This window comes from Acidovorax sp. NN32, assembly GCF_057597245.1.
On record NZ_CP199679.1, the window covers coordinates 1,926,442 to 1,943,935 of the forward strand.

Sequence of the window (17,494 nt, forward strand, 5' to 3'; positions counted from 1 at the left end):
CATCGGGCCGGTCGCATGAGTGTTTTCCCTGAGTTCATGGACAGCCGTTTGACAGGCAGGGCGCGCATCATCGAGCGGTTCGCAAACCTTACAAGGAGACACCATGCGTCGCGATACCTTCCTCAAATCACTGGCTGCCATGGCCGCCGCAGGCGTGTTGCCTGTGTCGGCCCAGAGCGCTCCGGCCCTCAAGATGATGATTCCCGCCAACCCCGGCGGTGGCTGGGATTCCACCGGCCGTGCCCTGGGCAAGGCCATGCAGGATGCGGGCGCAGCGGCGTCGGTCTCCTATGACAACAAGGGTGGCGCCGCCGGTGCGATCGGTCTGGCCCAGTTCGTCAATGCCAGCAAGGGCGATCCCAACGCGATGATGGTGATGGGCGCCGTGATGCTGGGCGGCATCATCACCGGCAAGCCTCCGGTCGGCCTGGACAAGGTCACGCCCCTGGCGCGCCTGACCAGCGAATACAACGTGTTCGTGCTGCCCGCGAACTCGCCTTTCAAGACCATGAAGGATGTGGTGGACCAACTCAAGAAGGACCCCGGCAGCGTGAAGTGGGGCGGTGGTTCGCGCGGCTCTACCGAGCACATTGCGGCAGCCATGATTGCGCGCGAAGTGGGCGTGGACCCCGCCAAGATCAACTACGTGGCGTTCCGTGGGGGTGGTGAGGCCACCGCCGCTATCCTGGGCGGCAACGTCACCGTGGGCGGCAGCGGCTACAGCGAGTTTGCCGAGTACATCTCTGCGGGCAAGATGCGCGCCGTGGGCGTCACCTCGGGCTCGCGCCTGAAGGGCGTGAACGTGGCCACGCTCAAGGAGCAGGGCATCAACGTGGAAATCGGCAACTGGCGCGGCGTGTATGGCGCGCCCGGCATCACGGCCGAGCAGCGCAAGGCACTGATCGACGCCCTGTCCAAGACCTTCAAGCACAAGGCCTGGCAGGATGCCATGGAGAAGAACGGCTGGACCCCTGCATGGATGGCGGGTGACGAGTTTGCCAACTTTGTGGACGCCGAGTTCGCCAGCATGCGCGCCACGATGGCCAAGTCTGGAATGATCTGATCTGAGACAAGCAAGCAGGTCAAGGCGCTGGCTGCGCGCCCCTGACAGGGGTGTGCGGCCATGCCGCCGGCCGCTCGGTGCGAAAGAAAAACATGACACAACAACATTCATCGCGCTCCAAGCCTTTGCAGACCTTGATCGGTGCGGGGCTGGTGGTGCTGGCGCTGTGCCTGGCCTGGGGGGCCAGTTCGGTCAGCTCTGAGGCTGGCTATGGCGGTGTAGGCCCCAATTTCTTTCCCTGGGTGGTCAGCATTGCCATCCTGATTTGTGGTGTGCTTTGCGTGGTGCACGCGCTGACGGGCGGGTTTCGCGACCTGGAAGAAGGTTCCGGCGACACGCACGCCCACTGGAAGGGCTTCATCTGGGTGTCGGCTGGGCTGCTGCTCAATGCCTTGCTCATCACCACGCTGGGCTTCATCCTGAGTTGCGCACTGTGCTTTGTGCTGTCGGTGCGGGGCTTCAGGAGTTCGGAAGGCGAGTTGGACCTGCGCCTGCAGGCCTGGATCAAAGACTCCGCCATCGGAGTGGCCGTGTCTGCGCCTGTGTTCTGGATGTTTACGCAATTGCTGGCCATCAACCTGCCCGGCCTGACCAATACGGGGTGGCTGTAAAGCCTGCATGTTATGGATACCTTAAACCTTTTGATGCAGGGTTTTGCGACCGCTGCAACACCCATCAACCTGATGTGGGCCTTTGTGGGCTGCATCATCGGCACCGCCGTGGGCGTGTTGCCTGGCATTGGCCCGGCCGTGGCCGTGGCCATGTTGCTGCCCATCACCGTCAAAGTCGAGGCCACGGCCTCCATGATCTTCTTTGCGGGCATCTACTACGGCGCCATGTACGGCGGCTCCACCACGTCCATTTTGCTCAATACGCCCGGTGAGGCCGGGTCCATGGTCACGGCCATGGAGGGCAACAAGATGGCCAAAAGCGGCCGCGCTGGTGCGGCGCTGGCCACCGCTGCCATTGGCTCGTTTGTGGCGGGCACCATTGCCACCATCCTGGTCACGTTCTTTGCGCCCCTGGTCGCGGAATACGCTGTGCGCCTTGGTCCGCCCGAATACTTCATGCTGATGGTGCTGGCCTTCACCACCGTGAGCGCGGTGCTGGGCAAGAGCACGCTGCGCGGCATGGTCGCGCTGTTCGTTGGCCTGGCCATGGGCCTCATTGGTATCGACCAACTCACCGGGCAAGCTCGCTACACCGGCGGTGTGCCAGAGTTGATGGACGGCATCGAGGTCGTGCTGATCGCCGTGGGCCTGTTTGCCGTGGGTGAAGCCCTGTACAACGTGATGTACGAAGGCCGCACCGACGAAACGCAGAACCGCCTGACCAGCACGCACATGACCAAGGAAGAGTGGAAGCGCTCCTGGCCTGCGTGGATTCGCGCCACGTTCATCGGTTTTCCGTTTGGCACCGTGCCCGCTGGCGGTAGCGAGATCCCGACCTTCCTGAGCTATGCCGCTGAAAAGAAGCTGAGCAAGAACCCCGAAGAGTTCGGCACCACCGGCGCCATCGAAGGTGTGGCCGGCCCCGAAGCCGCCAACAACGCGGCCATCACAGCCACGCTGATCCCGCTGCTCACGCTGGGCATTCCCACATCGAATACCACGGCCATCCTGCTTGGCGCGTTCCAGAACTACGGCATCCAGCCCGGCCCCCAGTTGTTTGACACCAACGGTGCGCTGGTGTGGGCGCTGATCGCGTCGATGTACATCGGCAACGTGATGCTGCTCATCCTGAACCTGCCTTTGGTGGGCCTGTGGGTCAAGCTGCTGAACATTCCCAAGTCGTACCTGTACGCGGGCATTCTGGTGTTCTCCACGCTCGGTGTGTATGGCATGCGCCAAAGCGCGTTCGACCTGGTGCTGCTGTATGCGATTGGCCTGCTGGGCGTGGTGATGCGCCGCTTTGACTTCCCGGCTGCGCCGGTGGTGGTGGGCATGATCCTGGGTCCCTTGGCGGAAGCCCAGATGCGCAATGCCGTGGCCATTGGCGAAGGCAAGTGGAGCATCTTCGTGGAGCGTCCAGGCTCGCTGACCCTGATCGTCATCGTGCTGGCCGTGCTGATCGTGCCGCGCCTGCTGCGGCGCTGGGCGGCGCGCAAGCTGGCATTGGTGCAGGCCTGACCGGCGCTCGCCATTCACCCACAAAAAAACCGCGCTGCAATGGCGCGGTTTTTTGTTTCTTGGGGCACCCGTTGGCGCGGGTGTTTTTTCAGCATCCGCGCAAGCCAGACACCGGGGGCTGGACGCCCCCGGTGCCCTCCCCACCAAGGTGACTTGCGTGCTCACAAGCCGTGAATCGTACCATAAAATGCGAATAGTTCTTATTTGCAAAGGTGGCGCATGCATTCACTTCCGCAGGAGTTTCTGGCACTTTGCCGCCACTTGGGCGATGTGCAAAAGCGCTGCAGTGCCACGGTGGCAGCCCAGGCGGCGCAGATCGATGCCCTCCAGGCCCAGGTGCTGCGGCTGCGTGCCGAGGTGATCGTGCGGGACACGCGCCTGGCCATGGCGCAGGATGCGCTGGCGCAGTGGAAAGCGGCCCACCCCAGCCTGCCGCGCCGCAAGGCGATGGCCCGCCACATCAGCATGCTGGCCGAGCGCATTGCCAGTCTGTCGCGCGAATGCCTGCGCTGGCGGCTGGCGGCCGAGGCGCCCGCCCAGCCCGTGCAGCCCGAACGTAGTCTGGACGTGGCAGGCCATCCTTCTGCGGGCAAAGGTTGCGCCGAGCCCGATGCCGCGCTGGACGGCACCCTGGACGCCAATCTGGCCGCTGCCGACCTGGTGATCTGCCAGACGGGCTGCATCAGCCATGACGAGTACTGGCGCGTGCAGGACCACTGCCGCCGCACGGGCAAGCCCTGCATCCTGGTGGACCAACCCCTGGCCGTGCGCGAGGCCGAGGCGCTGGCCGCCGTTCAGCCCATGGTGGTTCTGCGCATGACGCGCGCGCAGCGCCTGGTGGGCAATGCACAGGCGACCGACGGGTATGTGGTTCTGGATAAAAATAGCCTCTAGCGCTTGATGATATTACGCTGATAGCTATAAAAAAAGTAGCATCTGGATTTGCAGGTAAATGCGCGGCAGCTGCGCGGTGACAGCGGCGTGACTGTTCTTCGGCCCACCCCGCCGCGCTACCATCCGCAGATGCCTTTGCTCACCGATGACGCCCCCGCACTGCCGCTGGATGCCCAGGGCATCTTGGAATTGGCGGCGCGCTCCATGTTTCAGCTGTTTTCCAGCGTCAGCCAGGGCATGTTCCTGGTGGACCGCAGTGGCCGCATCGTGTGGGTGAATGAGGGCTACCAGCGTTTTCTGCCCGACCTTGGGTTCTCTTCGGTGGACCAGTTTGTCGGCCGCACGGTGGAGGAGGTCATCCCCAACACCCAGATGCGCCGCGTGCTGGAGACCGGCCAGCCCGTGCTCATTGACCTGCTCACCAACAAAGCGGGCACGTTTGTGGTCAGCCGCATCCCGCTGCGCGACGATGCGGATCGCGTGATCGGCGCCATCGGCATCGTGTTGTTCGACCACCCCGAGACCACGCTGCAGCCGCTGATCAGCAAGTTTGCCCTGCTGCAGCGCGATCTGGACGATGCCCGGCGCGAGCTGGCCAGCCAGCGGCGGCGCAGCCTGACGGTGGCGGGTGACGGCGAGCGGCGGTCCAAATACACCTTTGCCAGCTTCATCGGGTCGAGCCCCGCTGCGGCTGAGGTCAAGCGCCAGGCACGCCGTGCAGCGCAGTCCACCAGCCCGGTGCTGCTGCTGGGCGAGACAGGCACCGGCAAAGAGCTGCTGGCCCACGCCATCCACGCTGCATCCAGCCGTGCAAGCGGCCCGTTTGTCAGCGTCAACATCGCTGCCGTGCCCGACACGCTGCTGGAGGCAGAGTTCTTTGGCGTGGCGCCCGGCGCCTACACCGGCGCGTCGGCCAAGGGGCGCGATGGCAAGTTCAAGCTGGCCGACGGCGGCACGCTGTTCCTCGACGAAATCGGCGATATGCCCCAAAGCCTGCAGGCCAAGCTGCTGCGCGCGCTGCAGGAAGGGGAGATCGAGCCGCTGGGCAGCAACAAGCTCGTGCCCTTCAACGTACGCATCCTGGCCGCCACCTCGCGCGACCTGGCTGGCCTGGTGCGTGAAGGCAAGTTCCGCGAAGACTTGTTCTACCGCCTGCACGTGCTGCCGGTGCGCGTGCCACCATTGCGTGCCCGGCGCAGCGACATTCCGGCACTGGTCGAGGCTCTGGGCGATGACCTGGCGCTGCGCAACGGCACGCCACCGCCCGAGCTGATGCCCGAGGCCATGGCCTTGCTCGCTGGCCAGCCCTGGCGCGGCAACATCCGCGAGCTGCGCAACGTGCTGGAGCAGGCCGTGATGCGCAGCGAGGGCCAGTCCATCGACGCGGCGCAGCTCGAACGCATCCTGCGCGAAGCGGGCGTGGAGCCCGCCGCGCCGGTGCAGGACACCACCGCCGTGGTGGTCGAGGCCGAGGACGAGTCGCGCTACCTGCGGCCCCTTGCCGAGCAGGTGGCCGAACTGGAGCAGCGGGCCATCCATGCCGCCATGAAGGCCCATGGCGGCAACAAGCTGGCCACGGCGCGGCAGCTCGGTATCTCACGCGCCACGCTCTATGGACGTCTGGAAAACCCTGAATAAATTTCAGGCAATTGTCTGAAATTTAGACATTTATTGTGTATTGAATTCAGGCATCGCCTCCAGTGTGTGAGGAAAAGTTTCTTTGAAATCAAGCACTTGGCTGCTGGCACAGACTGTGCAATAAAGAAGCATCACAACAGGAGACATCGCCATGCACCGTCGCACTCTGGTCGCCCTCGCTTCCGCAGCCGTTACCGCCGCCACACTTTCCGCCCCCGCATTCGCACAGACCGGCGAAATCCGCATTGCCCACGTGTACAGCAAGACCGGCCCTCTGGAGGCCTATGGCAAGCAGACCCAGACTGGCCTGATGATGGGGCTGAACTACGCCACCGGCGGCAGCATGACGGTCAATGGCAAGAAGCTGGTGGTGATCGAGAAAGACGACCAGGGCAAGCCCGACCTGGGCAAGAGCCTGCTGGCCACCGCGTACTCTGACGACAAGGCTGACATCGCCGTCGGCCCCACCGCATCGGGCGTGGCCCTGGCCATGCTGCCGGTGGCCGAGGAATACAAAAAGATCCTGCTGGTCGAGCCCGCCGTGGCCGACTCGATCACCGGCGACAAGTGGAACAAGTACATCTTCCGCACGGGCCGCAACAGCAGCCAGGATGCCATCTCCAACGCCGTGGCGGTGGACAAGGAAGGCGTGACCATTGCCACCCTCGCGCAAGACAACGCGTTTGGCCGCGATGGCGTGAAAGCCTTCAAGGACTCGGTCAAGAAGGCCAAGCTTGCCCACGAGGAATACCTGCCCGCTGCCACCACCGACTTCACCGCCGGTGCCCAGCGCCTGATCGACAAGCTCAAGGACCAGCCCGGCCGCAAGATCATCTGGGTGGTCTGGGCCGGTGCAGGCAACCCCTTCAAGATCGCCGACATGGACTTGAAGCGCTATGGCATCGAGATCTCCACGGGCGGCAACATCCTGCCCGCCATGGCCGCGTACAAGAACTTCCCCGGCATGGAAGGCGCCACGTACTACTACTTCGGCATCCCCAAGAACCCCGTGAACGAAGCCCTGGTGGCTGCGCATTACAAGGAGTTCAAGACCCCGCCAGACTTCTTCACCGCCGGTGGTTTCAGCTCGGCCATGGCGCTGGTCACGGCGCTCAAGGCCACGGGTGGCGACACCAACACCAACAAGCTCATCAAGACCATGGAGGGCATGAGCTTTGACACCCCCAAGGGCAAGATGACTTTCCGCAAGGAAGACCACCAGGCCATGCAGAGCATGTACCACTTCAAGATCAAGGTGGACCCGGCCTTTGCCTGGGGCGTGCCCGAACTGGTGCGCGAGATCAAGCCTGAAGAAATGAACGTGCCGATTCGCAACAAGCGATAAGCCGGTCTTTTCGATGCGTTAGCGAGGCCCGTCGGACAGGATCACCGTCCTGCTCCTTCGGGGTTCATCCCGCAGGGGCGGCCGCCCCTCTTTTTCCAGTGAATTGATGCATGAACCCCCGGATTACACGGGGGCTGGGTCAGACTTTCTCAAAATTATTTGGAGACAAGACAACATGGCTTTCAATTTCATCCGGGCGGCAGCAGCAGGGGCTGCGATTGCACTCTGTGGCGTGGCCAGTGTTCACGCTGCCGTCAACCTCCCCGCCCTCAAGATCGACAAGACGCAGACCACCGTTTCCGGCCTGTCCTCGGGCGGCTTCATGGCCGTGCAGCTGCATGTGGCGTACTCGGCCACGTTTGCCAAAGGCGTGGGGGTGGTGGCGGGCGGCCCGTTCTATTGCGCTGAGGGCTCAGTCGTCAATGCCACGGGGCGCTGCATGGCCAGCCCCACGGGTATTCCCACCAGCACGCTGGTGAATACCACCAACACCTGGGCCGGCCAGGGCGTGATCGACCCCGTGGCCAACCTGCAGAACTCCAAGGTCTACCTGTTCTCGGGCACGCTCGACAGCGTGGTCAAGACGGGGGTGATGGATGCACTGCGCACCTACTACAACAGCTTTGTGCCAGCGGCCAACGTGGTCTACAAGAAGGACATCGCATCCGAGCACGCGATGGTGACGGACGACTATGGCAACGGCTGCTCCACCAAGGGTGCTCCCTACATCAGCGACTGCAACTTCGACCTGGCAGGCGCCATGCTGCAGCACCTGTACGGCACGCTGAACGCACGCAACAACGCCACGCTGCCCAGCGGCAATTTCATCGAGTTCAACCAGAGCGAATTCATCTCCAACCACGGCATGGCCACCACGGGCTGGGCCTATGTGCCCCAGGCCTGCCAGGCGGGTGGCACGGCCACCTGCAAGCTGCATGTGGTGCTGCATGGCTGCAAGCAGAACGTGAACGACGTGCAGCAGCAGTACGTGCGCAACACGGGCTACAACCGCTGGGCCGACAGTAACAACATCGTGATGCTGTACCCGCAGACCAGCCTGGCCGCCACCAACAGCTGCTGGGACTGGTGGGGCTATGACAGCGCCAACTATTCCAAGAAGTCCGGCCCGCAGATGGCTGCCATCAAGGCCATGGTGGACCGCGTGGGAAGCGGCGGAACCACCAACCCGCCGGTGGACCTGCCAGCCCCCACGGGCGTGAGCACCTCGGGCGCCACGGCCAGCAGCATGGCGATTGGCTGGAACGCCGTGAGCGGAGCGGCCAGCTACAACGTGTACCGCAATGGCAACAAGACCAATGCGCTGCCCGTGACTGCCACGAACTTCACCGACACCGGCCTGGCCGCATCCACCACCTACAGCTGGACGGTGCGTGCCGCTGATGGCAACGGCGCCGAGGGCGCCGTGTCCGCCGCTGCATCCGGCACCACGCTGGCCGCATCGGGCGGCGGCACGGGCACCTGCACCACGGCCAGCAACTATGCGCACACCATGGCGGGCCGTGCCTACGTGTATGGCGGCTACACCTTCGCGCTGGGTTCCAACCAGAGCATGGGGCTGTGGAACATCTTTGTGAACAACACGCTGAAACAGACCAGCCCCAACTACTACGTCATCGGAACTTGCCCTTGACGTGAAAAAGGGGGCGGCCGCCCCCTCGACCAACGATGACTACCGTGAAAGTGAACCACCACCCATGAGCACCTTGGCCACCAAGGACTTGACCATCCGCTTTGGCGGCCACGTGGCGGTCAATGCCGTGACCTGCTCTTTCGAGCCCGGCACGCTGACCGCCATCGTGGGCCCCAATGGCGCGGGCAAGACCACGTACTTCAACCTCATCTCGGGGCAACTCAAGGCCACCAGCGGCAGCGTCACGCTGGGCGGGCAGGACCTGACCGGCCAGTCCGTCTCGGCACGCACGCATGCGGGCCTGGGCCGGGCGTTCCAGCTCACCAACCTGTTCCCCAACCTCAGCGTGCTGGAGAACGTGCGCCTGGCCGTGCAGGCCACGCAAGAGGGCAAGCACCGCCGGGGCCTGAACCTGTGGAGCATCTGGAGCGACCACCGTGCGCTGACCGAGCGTGCTGAATCCATCCTGCAGACGGTGGCCATGTACGAGCGTCGCGACACGCCCGTGGCCAGCCTGCCGCATGGCGACCAGCGCAAGCTCGAAGTGGCGCTGCTCATGGCGCTGGAGCCGCAGGTCTACATGTTCGACGAGCCCACGGCCGGCATGAGCCACGACGAGGCGCCCGTGATCCTGAACCTGATCCGCGCGTTGAAGAAGGACAAGACCAAGATCATCCTGCTGGTGGAGCACAAGATGGACGTGGTGCGCGAGCTGGCCGACCGCATCATCGTGCTGACCAACGGCACGCTGGTGGCCGACGGCCCACCGGCCGAGGTGATCGCATCGCCCGTGGTGCAGGAAGCCTACCTCGGTGTGACGAAGGAGGCCGCTGCATGACCACCACCATCAACAACACGGGCAACCTGCTCGAACTCCAGGGCGTGCACACGCACATCGGCGCGTACCACATCCTGCACGGTGTGGATCTGGCCGTGCCCAAGGGCCAGCTCACCATGCTGCTGGGCCGCAACGGCGCGGGCAAGACGACCACGCTGCGCACCATCATGGGCCTGTGGCATGCGTCCAAAGGCTCGGTCCACTTTGCAGGCAAAGACATCACGGCGCTGAACACCCCGCAGATCGCGGGCATGAACATCGCCTACGTGCCCGAGAACATGGGCATCTTCGCCGACCTCACGGTGAAGGAAAACATGCTGCTGGCCGCCCGCAGTGCGCGCAATGCCGCGCAGATGGACGAGGCGCGGCTGCAGTGGATCTTCAAGCTCTTCCCCGCCGTGGAGAAGTTCTGGAACCACCCGGCCGGCAAGCTCAGCGGCGGGCAAAAGCAGATGGTGGCCGTGAGCCGCGCCATCGTCGAGCCGCGCGACCTGCTCATCGTGGATGAGCCCAGCAAAGGCCTGGCGCCCGCCATCATCAACAACATGATCGAGGCGTTCGACCAGCTCAAAAAGAGCGGCGTGACCATCCTGCTGGTCGAGCAGAACATCAACTTTGCCAAGCGGCTCGGCGACACCGTGGCCGTGATGGACAACGGCCAGGTGGTGCATGCAGGCAGCATGGCTGCGCTGGCCGAAGACGAAGCACTGCAGCGCTCGCTGCTGGGGTTGGCACTATGAGTTTTGCACCGGATTTCAAGCCTTTTGGGCTGCTAGCGCTTGATGGTAAAGCGATAGCAGCTATTAAAAATGTAGCAGATGCGCAGATGTCGCCTGCCATGCAAGGAGGCCGCGTATGAGCGCCATCACCCGCGACTTCGACTGGAAGCCCCTGGCCCTGGTGCCCGCGCTCGCGCTGCTGGTGCTGCCCTTCATCGGCTCACCCAGCACCTGGCTCACGCTCACCGTGGCGGGCCTGGCGATGGGCATGATCATCTTCATCATCGCCTCGGGCCTCACGCTGGTGTTCGGCCTGATGGACGTGCTCAACTTCGGCCACGGCGTGTTCATCGCCTTGGGCGCCTTCGTGGCCACCAGCGTGCTGGGCGCCATGGGCGACTACACCCAAAGCGCTGACCTGTGGCGCAACCTGATGGCCGTGCTGCCCGCCATGCTCGTGGCCATGGCCGTGGCGGGGGCCGTGGGCCTGGCGTTCGAGCGCTTCATCGTGCGGCCCGTGTACGGCCAGCATTTGAAGCAGATCCTCATCACCATGGGCGGCATGATCATTGGTGAAGAACTCATCAAGGTCATCTGGGGCCCCGCGCAGATTCCGCTGCCGCTGCCTGAGGGCATGCGCGGCTCGCTGCTGATTGGTGACGCCGCCATCGAGAAATACCGCCTGATCGCCGTGGCGGTGGGCCTGGTGGTCTTCGGCGTACTGGCCTGGACGCTGTCGCGCACCAAGGTCGGCCTGCTCATCCGCGCTGGCGTGCAAGACCGCGAGATGGTGGAGAGCCTGGGCTACCGCATCCGCCGCCTGTTCGTGGGCGTGTTCGTGGTGGGCTCGGCCCTGGCGGGCCTGGGCGGCGTGATGTGGGGGCTTTACCAGCAGAACGTGATCCCGCAGATGGGCGCACAGGTCAATGTGCTGATCTTCATCGTGATCATCATCGGAGGCCTCGGCAGCACGGGTGGCGCGCTCATCGGCGCGCTGCTGGTGGGGCTGATGGCGAACTACACCGGCTTTCTGGTGCCCAAGGTGGCGCTGTTCTCCAACATCGCGTTGATGGTGGCCATCTTGCTGTGGCGACCCCAGGGCGTCTATCCGGTCGCTAACCGCTGAGGAAACAAGACCATGTTGAACCGTCTTCTTTCCAACGACTACCCGCGCAGCAAGGTGCTGGCGGTGATCCTGGTGGCTATCCTCATCGGGCTGGCGTTTGCCCCGTTCCTGTTCCCGGGCGTCAAGGCGCTGTCGGTGGCGGCCAAGGTGCTGATCTTTGTGGTGCTGGTCGCCAGTTTTGACCTGCTGCTGGGCTACACCGGCATCGTGAGCTTTGCGCACACCATGTTCTTTGGCATCGGGGCCTATGGCATCGCAGTGGCCACCACGCGCCTGGGCCCCACCTGGACGGCGCTGGGCGTGGGCATTGGTGGCGCGCTGCTGTTGTCGCTGCTGCTGTCGCTGGCGGTGGGGCTGTTCTCGCTGCGCGTGCGCGCCATCTTCTTTGCCATGATCACGCTGGCGGTGGCCGCTGCGTTCCAGACGCTGGCCTCGCAGCTGTCCGACATCACCGGCGGTGAAGACGGCCTCACCTTCAAGGTGCCCGAATTCCTGTCGCCCAGTTTCGAGCCCTTCGAAGAGCCCTTTCTGGGCGTGACCATCGACGGGCGCCTGATCTGCTACTACCTTCTGTTCGTCACCGCGGTGGCGCTGGTGCTGGCCCTGCTGCGCATCGTCAACTCGCCGTTTGGCCGCGTGCTGCAGGCCATCCGCGAGAACGAATTCCGTGCAGAGGCTATTGGCTACCGCGTGGTGGTGTACCGCACCACATCGAGCGTGCTGTCTGCCCTGTTCGCCACGCTGGCGGGTTGCATGCTGGCGCTCTGGCTGCGCTACAACGGGCCGGACACTTCGCTGAGCTTCGAAATCATGATGGACTGCCTGCTCATCGTGGTGATCGGTGGCATGGGCACCATCTATGGCTCTGCCATCGGGGCGGTGCTTTTCCTGGTGGCGCAAAGCTACCTGCAAGACTTGCTGCGGCTAGGCAGCGAGGCTGCCACGGGTCTGCCCTGGCTGTCGGCATTGCTCTCGCCTGACCGCTGGCTGCTGTGGCTGGGAGTGCTCTTCGTTCTTTCGGTCTATTACTTCCCTACCGGTGTGGTGGGGCGTCTGCGCGCGGCAGCTGCGCGCAAGGCGGGGTGAGTGGCCCCGGCCGCGCCGGGTGACCGGCGTGGCCTGGGTGTGTGGATGAGCTGTGCAACCAGAAGCAAAGAAAAACTCCAGGAGACAAGCACATGAAGATGAACATCAAGAACCCGCGTTTCCGTCCCCTTTCTCGTCCCCTTTCCCGTCCGTTCCTGCCCGCAGCGCTGGCCGCTGCGGTGCTGGCTGCCTGCGGTGGCAGCAGTGGCGACAGTGCCGCCCCCAACACCAAGCCCGGCTACCTCGGCACCATCAGCGAGACCACGTACGACGGCGCCAGCAATGACCTGCTCACGGCGGGCCTGGGAGCCACGGGCCTGGCCGCTGCCGCGCCCCCTGCGTTCGCTGATCCCCTCAAGCCCACGGCGGCCGAGCTGCGCCGCACGGCCATCCACACCAACTACCGCGCCATGCTCGACATGACGGCAGCCGGTGGTTACGGCACGCTCTACGGCCCCAATGTGGATGCGCAGGGCAAGGTCACCACGGGCGAAGGCAAGGTGGCGGGCACCGAATACATCGCGTTTGCCGACGACGGCACAGGCCGCAAGAACGTCACCCTCATGGTGCAGGTGCCCGCCAGCTTCGACCCCAAGAAGCCCTGCATGATCACCGCCACCACCTCGGGCTCGCGCGGCGTGTATGGCGGCATCTCCACGGGCGAGTGGGGCCTCAAGAAGGGCTGCGCCGTGGCCTACTCGGACAAGGGCACGGGCGGCGCGCCGCACGACCTCATGAACGACACCGTGCCGCTGATCGACGGCACGCGCACCACGGCCACCGCAGCGGGCAAGAACGCAGCCTTCAACGCGGGTCTCACGGCCACCGAGCTGGCCGCCTTCAACACCGCCACACCCAATCGCTTTGCGTTCAAGCACGCCCACTCGGGCCAGAACTCTGAGAAGGACTGGGGCACCACCACCTTGCAGGCCGTGGAGTTTGGCTACTACGTGCTCAACCAGCGCTACGGCGCCACCGACGCAGCGGGCCAGCGCCTCAAGACGCTGACCCCGGCCAACACCATCGTCATCGCATCGAGCATCTCCAACGGCGGTGGCGCGGCCATTGCGGCGGCCGAGTTGGACACGCAGGGCCTGATCAGCGGCGTGGCCGTGTCCGAGCCTGCCATCGAGATGCCGGCCAATCCCGGCGTCACGGTGCGCCGTGGCAGCGCCGATGTGGCTGTCACCGGCAAGACGCTGGTGGACTTCACCACCTACGCCAACCTCTACCAGGCCTGCGCGTCGCTCGCGCCCTCGGTCAGCACCAGCCCTTTTGCGGCGGCGTTTGCGGCCGGGTTTGCCAGCGCTGCGTTGCCCATCGCGCCCAACCGCTGCGCGTCGCTCAAGGCGGCAGGTTTGCTCACAGCCAGCACCACGGCCGCGCAGGCCGAAGAGGCTTTGCAAAAGCTGCGGGCCTATGGCTGGGAACCCGAGTCCAACGACCTGCATGCCTCCATGGCCGCGTTTGAAGTGTCCCCCGCCGTGGCCGTGACCTTTGCCAACGGCCTCTCGCGCGCCAGCGTGCAAGACAACCTCTGCGGCTTCAGCTACGCCGCCACCGCGGCCACTGGCGGGGTCACCCCGCTGGCCGCCGCTGCATTGCCAGGCATGTTTGCCACCGGCAACGGCGTGCCTCCCTCGGGCGGCATCAACCTGGTCAACAACCTTGGCAAGTTAGGGCCCGCGCGAGACTTTCTGTCGTTCTCGGACGCCGGTGTAGCCGACTGGAACCTGAGCGGCGCGCTGTGCCTGCGCAACCTCGTCACGGGCAATGACGCCGCCGCCAAGAAGCTGCAGGCCGGTGTTCAGGAAACCCGCCGCAACGGCAACCTGCGTGGCAAGCCCACCGTCATCGTGCACGGCCGCGCCGACGCACTGCTGCCGGTGAGCCACACCTCGCGCCCCTATGCCGCGCTGAACAAGAAGGTCGAAGGCGCCGCCAGCAAGCTCAGCTATGTGGAAGTGGCCAACGCCCAGCACTTCGACAGCTTCATAGGCCTGCCCACGGTGCTGCCGGGCTATGACAGCCGCTACGTGCCGCTGCATGTGTACCTGAACCACGCGCTCGACGCCGTGTACGACCACCTCGCCAGCGGCAAGGCGCTGCCCGCCAGCCAGGTGGTGCGCACCGTGCCGCGCGGCGGCACACCGGGCAGCGCCCCGGCCATCACCGCCGCCAACGTGCCGCCGCTGGCTACCACGCCTGCTGCCGCCAACGCCATCGCCATCACGGCGGGCGCCATTGCCATCCCCGACTGACCCAAGGAGCTTTGCCAGACGACACACCGTCACCGCCGCCCACCGGGCACGCGTGGGGGCCATCGGCCCTTGCGCCGCCCGTGGGCGCGGCTGCAAGCAACACAAACAGGGGATGAACCGAATGGACAAGGTCAAGACATGGAGCCGCCGTGCGGCGGCGGCACTGGCGGTGCTGTGGGGCGGGGCCACGGCGCCCTTGCTGCACGCCGCCGAGATTGTGGTGGGGCAGGTGGCACCGCTCACCGGAGTGCTGGCCAGCACTGGCGCACAGATGGTGCTGGGCGGCAAGATCTACTTTGACTGGGTGAACGCCCAGGGCGGCGTGCACGGCGCGACCATCCGCCAGGAGGTGGTCGACGACGCTTACAAGGTGGCCGACACCGTGAAGCTCACCCGCGAGATGCTGGCCAAGCCCGAGGTGGTGGCGCTGTATGGCTTTGCGGGCACGGCCAACATCACCCAACTGCTGGCAGACGGCGTGTTGCAAGAGGGCGGTGCGGCGTTGGTGGCGCCTTACACGGGGGGCGAATCGCTGCGCAACCCGTTCAACCCCTGGATCTTTCATGTGCGCGCAGGCTATGTCGATGAGACCGAGCACATGGTGCAGCAGCTCACCACCCTGGGCATGAACCGTGTGGCCGTGATGTACCAGGACGACGGTTTTGGCAAGGCGGGCCTGGCGGGGGTCGAGGCGGCCCTCGCCAAGCGCAACCTCAAGGTGGTGGTGGCTGCGGGCTACGAGCGCAATACCGACAAGGTCGATGAAGCCGTCAAAGCCATCAAGGCCGCCGATGTGCATGCGGTCATCATGATTGCGGTGAACAAGCCTGCGGCGGCCTTCATCCAGCGCTACCGCGAGCAGGGCGGCGGCGCGCAGCTGTACAACATCTCGGTGGTGGACCCGACGGAGCTGGTGAAGCTCGCGGGCCTGAAGAACGCCCACGGCCTGGGCATCAGCCAGGTGGTGCCGTACCCCTACCGGCCCCAGTTGCCAGTGGTGCGTGAATACCAGTCGCTGCTCAAGAAATACGCCCCCGAGGCCGAGGTCAACTACACCAGCTTCGAGCAGTTTTTGGGCGCCAAGGTGCTGGTCGAGGCTCTGCGCCGCGCCGGGCCCGCGCCCACGCGCGCCAAGGTCGTCAAGGCGCTGGAGTCGCTGCAAAGCTTTGACCTCGGCGGCATCACGCTGGGCTACTCCCCCACCAACCGCATCGGCTCACGGTATGTCGAGGTCACTGTCATTGGCAGCAATGGTCGCCTCATGAAGTGAGCCGCCGATCCTTTTTTATTCTTTGTTCCACAAGGTCGCCATCATGTCCCCCACCTCGCGCTACCTCACCTGCGCTGGCTATGAAATCCACACCACGGAGTGGGGTGCGCCCGACGCGCCGGTGGTGATTGCCTGGCACGGCCTGGCGCGCACCGGGCGCGACATGGACCCCCTGGCCGCCCACCTCGCGTCCCGCTATCGCGTGATCTGCCCCGACACCCTGGGTCGGGGCCTGAGCCAGTGGGCGCGTGCACCGCAGGACGAATACCGCCTCTCGTTCTACGCGCGCATTGCGGCCGATTTGTTCGACCAATTGGGTGTCGAGAAAGCGCACTGGGTGGGCACGTCGATGGGCGGGGCCATCGGCACCGTGTGCGCCTCGGGTTTGTTCGAGCCGCAGCTCAAGGGCCGCATCCAGAGCCTGCTGCTCAATGACAACGCCCCGCGCCTGGCCGACGCCGCGCTGGAGCGCATCAAGGCCTACGCAGGCCACCCGCCCGCGTTCGACACCGTGCGGGAGCTGGAGGCGTTCTTCCGGCAGGTCTACACGCCCTACGGCTGGCTCAGCGATGCGCAGTGGCGCCTGCTGACCGAGAGCAGCACCCGCCGCCTGCCCGACGGCCGCGTGACGCCGCATTACGACCCGGCCATGGTGCAGCAGTTCACCCACCACACCAACGACTACCTGATCTGGGACCACTACGACGCACTCGACATCCCCGTGTTGTGCCTGCGTGGCGAAGAGTCGGACCTGGTGCTGCGCGACACCACCGCCGAGATGCTGACCCGGGGCCCCGGCGCACGTGGCCTGGCGCAGGTGGTGGAGGTGCCCGGCTGCGGCCACGCGCCCGCGCTCAATGTGCCGGAGCACTACGCACTGGTGGATGGCTTTCTGGCCCGCGCATCCTGAGCGGACAGCGGGGAGCTGCGCAGCGTTGAACGGGAGGGCGCGGCGCAGTACATTGGGCTCAGTCCACTGAACCCGTTGCCATGAAACCTCTGCTGCTCATCGCCTCGCACCTGCTCACCCTGGTCATCGGGTTTGCGCTGGGTGTGTATGTGCTGCCGATCCTGATCGCGCCCGACGCCCCCACGCAGCAGGAGATCCAGTCAAGCCAGCCCGCTGCGCAATGGACTGCCACGTTCCGCCGTGACCTGAAAGACAGCGACGCCCTGCACTGGGGCGAAGGCGCCGTGTCCATCAGCCCGCAGGCCATCAGCCTAGTGGGCAAGCTGGCCCCGGGGCCGGACTACAAGCTCTACCTGTCGCCCGAGTTTGTCGAGACCGAGGCCGACTTCAAACGCCTCAAGCCCCAGATGCTGCGCGTGGGCGATGTGAAGACGTTCAACAACTTCATCGTCCCGCTGCCGCAGGGCGTGGACCCGGCCAAGTTCAACACGGTGATTGTGTGGTGCGAAACCTTCAGCGAGTTCATCACCGCTGCGAAGTACCAATAACCAGGGGACGGACGAA

Annotated in this window: 15 protein-coding genes; all 15 read left to right on the forward strand. The window is 65.0% G+C overall.

Annotated elements, in window-relative coordinates:
- Positions 1-103 precede the first annotated feature (103 nt).
- The 15 genes from ACT89O_RS08885 to ACT89O_RS08955 all read left to right on the forward strand — a co-directional run bounded on the left by ACT89O_RS08885 (position 104) and on the right by ACT89O_RS08955 (position 17,478).
- Positions 104-1,063: a Bug family tripartite tricarboxylate transporter substrate binding protein gene (locus tag ACT89O_RS08885; RefSeq protein WP_055400423.1), complete on the forward strand. Its 960-nt coding sequence runs from the start codon at positions 104-106 to the stop codon at positions 1,061-1,063.
- A gap of 92 nt (positions 1,064-1,155) precedes the next feature.
- Positions 1,156-1,674 (forward strand): tripartite tricarboxylate transporter TctB family protein, encoded by a 519-nt coding sequence (locus tag ACT89O_RS08890; RefSeq protein WP_055400468.1) that lies wholly within the window; start codon positions 1,156-1,158, stop codon positions 1,672-1,674.
- Positions 1,675-1,686: 12 nt separating this feature from the next.
- A complete protein-coding gene (locus ACT89O_RS08895) occupies positions 1,687-3,192 on the forward strand; it encodes a tripartite tricarboxylate transporter permease (RefSeq protein WP_121419548.1) in 1,506 nt (501 codons plus the stop codon).
- A gap of 219 nt (positions 3,193-3,411) precedes the next feature.
- Complete coding sequence (locus tag ACT89O_RS08900) at positions 3,412-4,086, forward strand: DUF2325 domain-containing protein (protein ID WP_487262378.1); 675 nt, start codon at positions 3,412-3,414, stop codon at positions 4,084-4,086.
- Positions 4,087-4,215: 129 nt separating this feature from the next.
- Complete coding sequence (locus ACT89O_RS08905) at positions 4,216-5,724, forward strand: sigma-54 interaction domain-containing protein (RefSeq protein ID WP_055400429.1); 1,509 nt, start codon at positions 4,216-4,218, stop codon at positions 5,722-5,724.
- Between the two features lie 151 nt (positions 5,725-5,875).
- Positions 5,876-7,069, forward strand: a complete 1,194-nt coding sequence (locus tag ACT89O_RS08910; protein WP_121419552.1) for a substrate-binding domain-containing protein — start codon at positions 5,876-5,878, stop codon at positions 7,067-7,069.
- 175 nt (positions 7,070-7,244) lie between these two features.
- On the forward strand, positions 7,245-8,720 hold the full coding sequence (locus ACT89O_RS08915; protein WP_306555887.1) for an extracellular catalytic domain type 2 short-chain-length polyhydroxyalkanoate depolymerase: 1,476 nt from the start codon (positions 7,245-7,247) through the stop codon (positions 8,718-8,720).
- Positions 8,721-8,784: 64 nt separating this feature from the next.
- Positions 8,785-9,558, forward strand: coding sequence for an ABC transporter ATP-binding protein (locus ACT89O_RS08920; RefSeq protein WP_306555886.1), 774 nt, complete (start codon positions 8,785-8,787; stop codon positions 9,556-9,558).
- Positions 9,555-10,298: an ABC transporter ATP-binding protein gene (locus tag ACT89O_RS08925; protein WP_142144819.1), complete on the forward strand. Its 744-nt coding sequence runs from the start codon at positions 9,555-9,557 to the stop codon at positions 10,296-10,298. The genes ACT89O_RS08920 and ACT89O_RS08925 overlap by 4 nt, the downstream gene beginning before the upstream one ends.
- 115 nt (positions 10,299-10,413) lie before the next feature.
- Positions 10,414-11,403 carry a branched-chain amino acid ABC transporter permease gene (locus ACT89O_RS08930; protein WP_121419555.1) on the forward strand — a complete coding sequence of 330 codons (990 nt, stop codon included), beginning with the start codon at positions 10,414-10,416 and terminating at the stop codon, positions 11,401-11,403.
- Between the two features lie 12 nt (positions 11,404-11,415).
- Entirely contained in the window at positions 11,416-12,489 is a 1,074-nt protein-coding gene (locus ACT89O_RS08935; RefSeq protein ID WP_121419556.1) for a branched-chain amino acid ABC transporter permease, read from the forward strand.
- A 92-nt stretch (positions 12,490-12,581) separates the two neighbouring features.
- Entirely contained in the window at positions 12,582-14,750 is a 2,169-nt protein-coding gene (locus tag ACT89O_RS08940; RefSeq protein ID WP_487262379.1) for a D-(-)-3-hydroxybutyrate oligomer hydrolase, read from the forward strand.
- A 112-nt stretch (positions 14,751-14,862) separates the two neighbouring features.
- Positions 14,863-16,020: an ABC transporter substrate-binding protein gene (locus ACT89O_RS08945; RefSeq protein WP_487262380.1), complete on the forward strand. Its 1,158-nt coding sequence runs from the start codon at positions 14,863-14,865 to the stop codon at positions 16,018-16,020.
- A gap of 43 nt (positions 16,021-16,063) precedes the next feature.
- On the forward strand, positions 16,064-16,930 hold the full coding sequence (locus tag ACT89O_RS08950; RefSeq protein ID WP_121419559.1) for an alpha/beta fold hydrolase: 867 nt from the start codon (positions 16,064-16,066) through the stop codon (positions 16,928-16,930).
- An 80-nt stretch (positions 16,931-17,010) separates the two neighbouring features.
- On the forward strand, positions 17,011-17,478 hold the full coding sequence (locus ACT89O_RS08955) for a DM13 domain-containing protein (protein WP_228894484.1): 468 nt from the start codon (positions 17,011-17,013) through the stop codon (positions 17,476-17,478).
- The last annotated feature ends 16 nt before the right edge of the window (positions 17,479-17,494 follow it).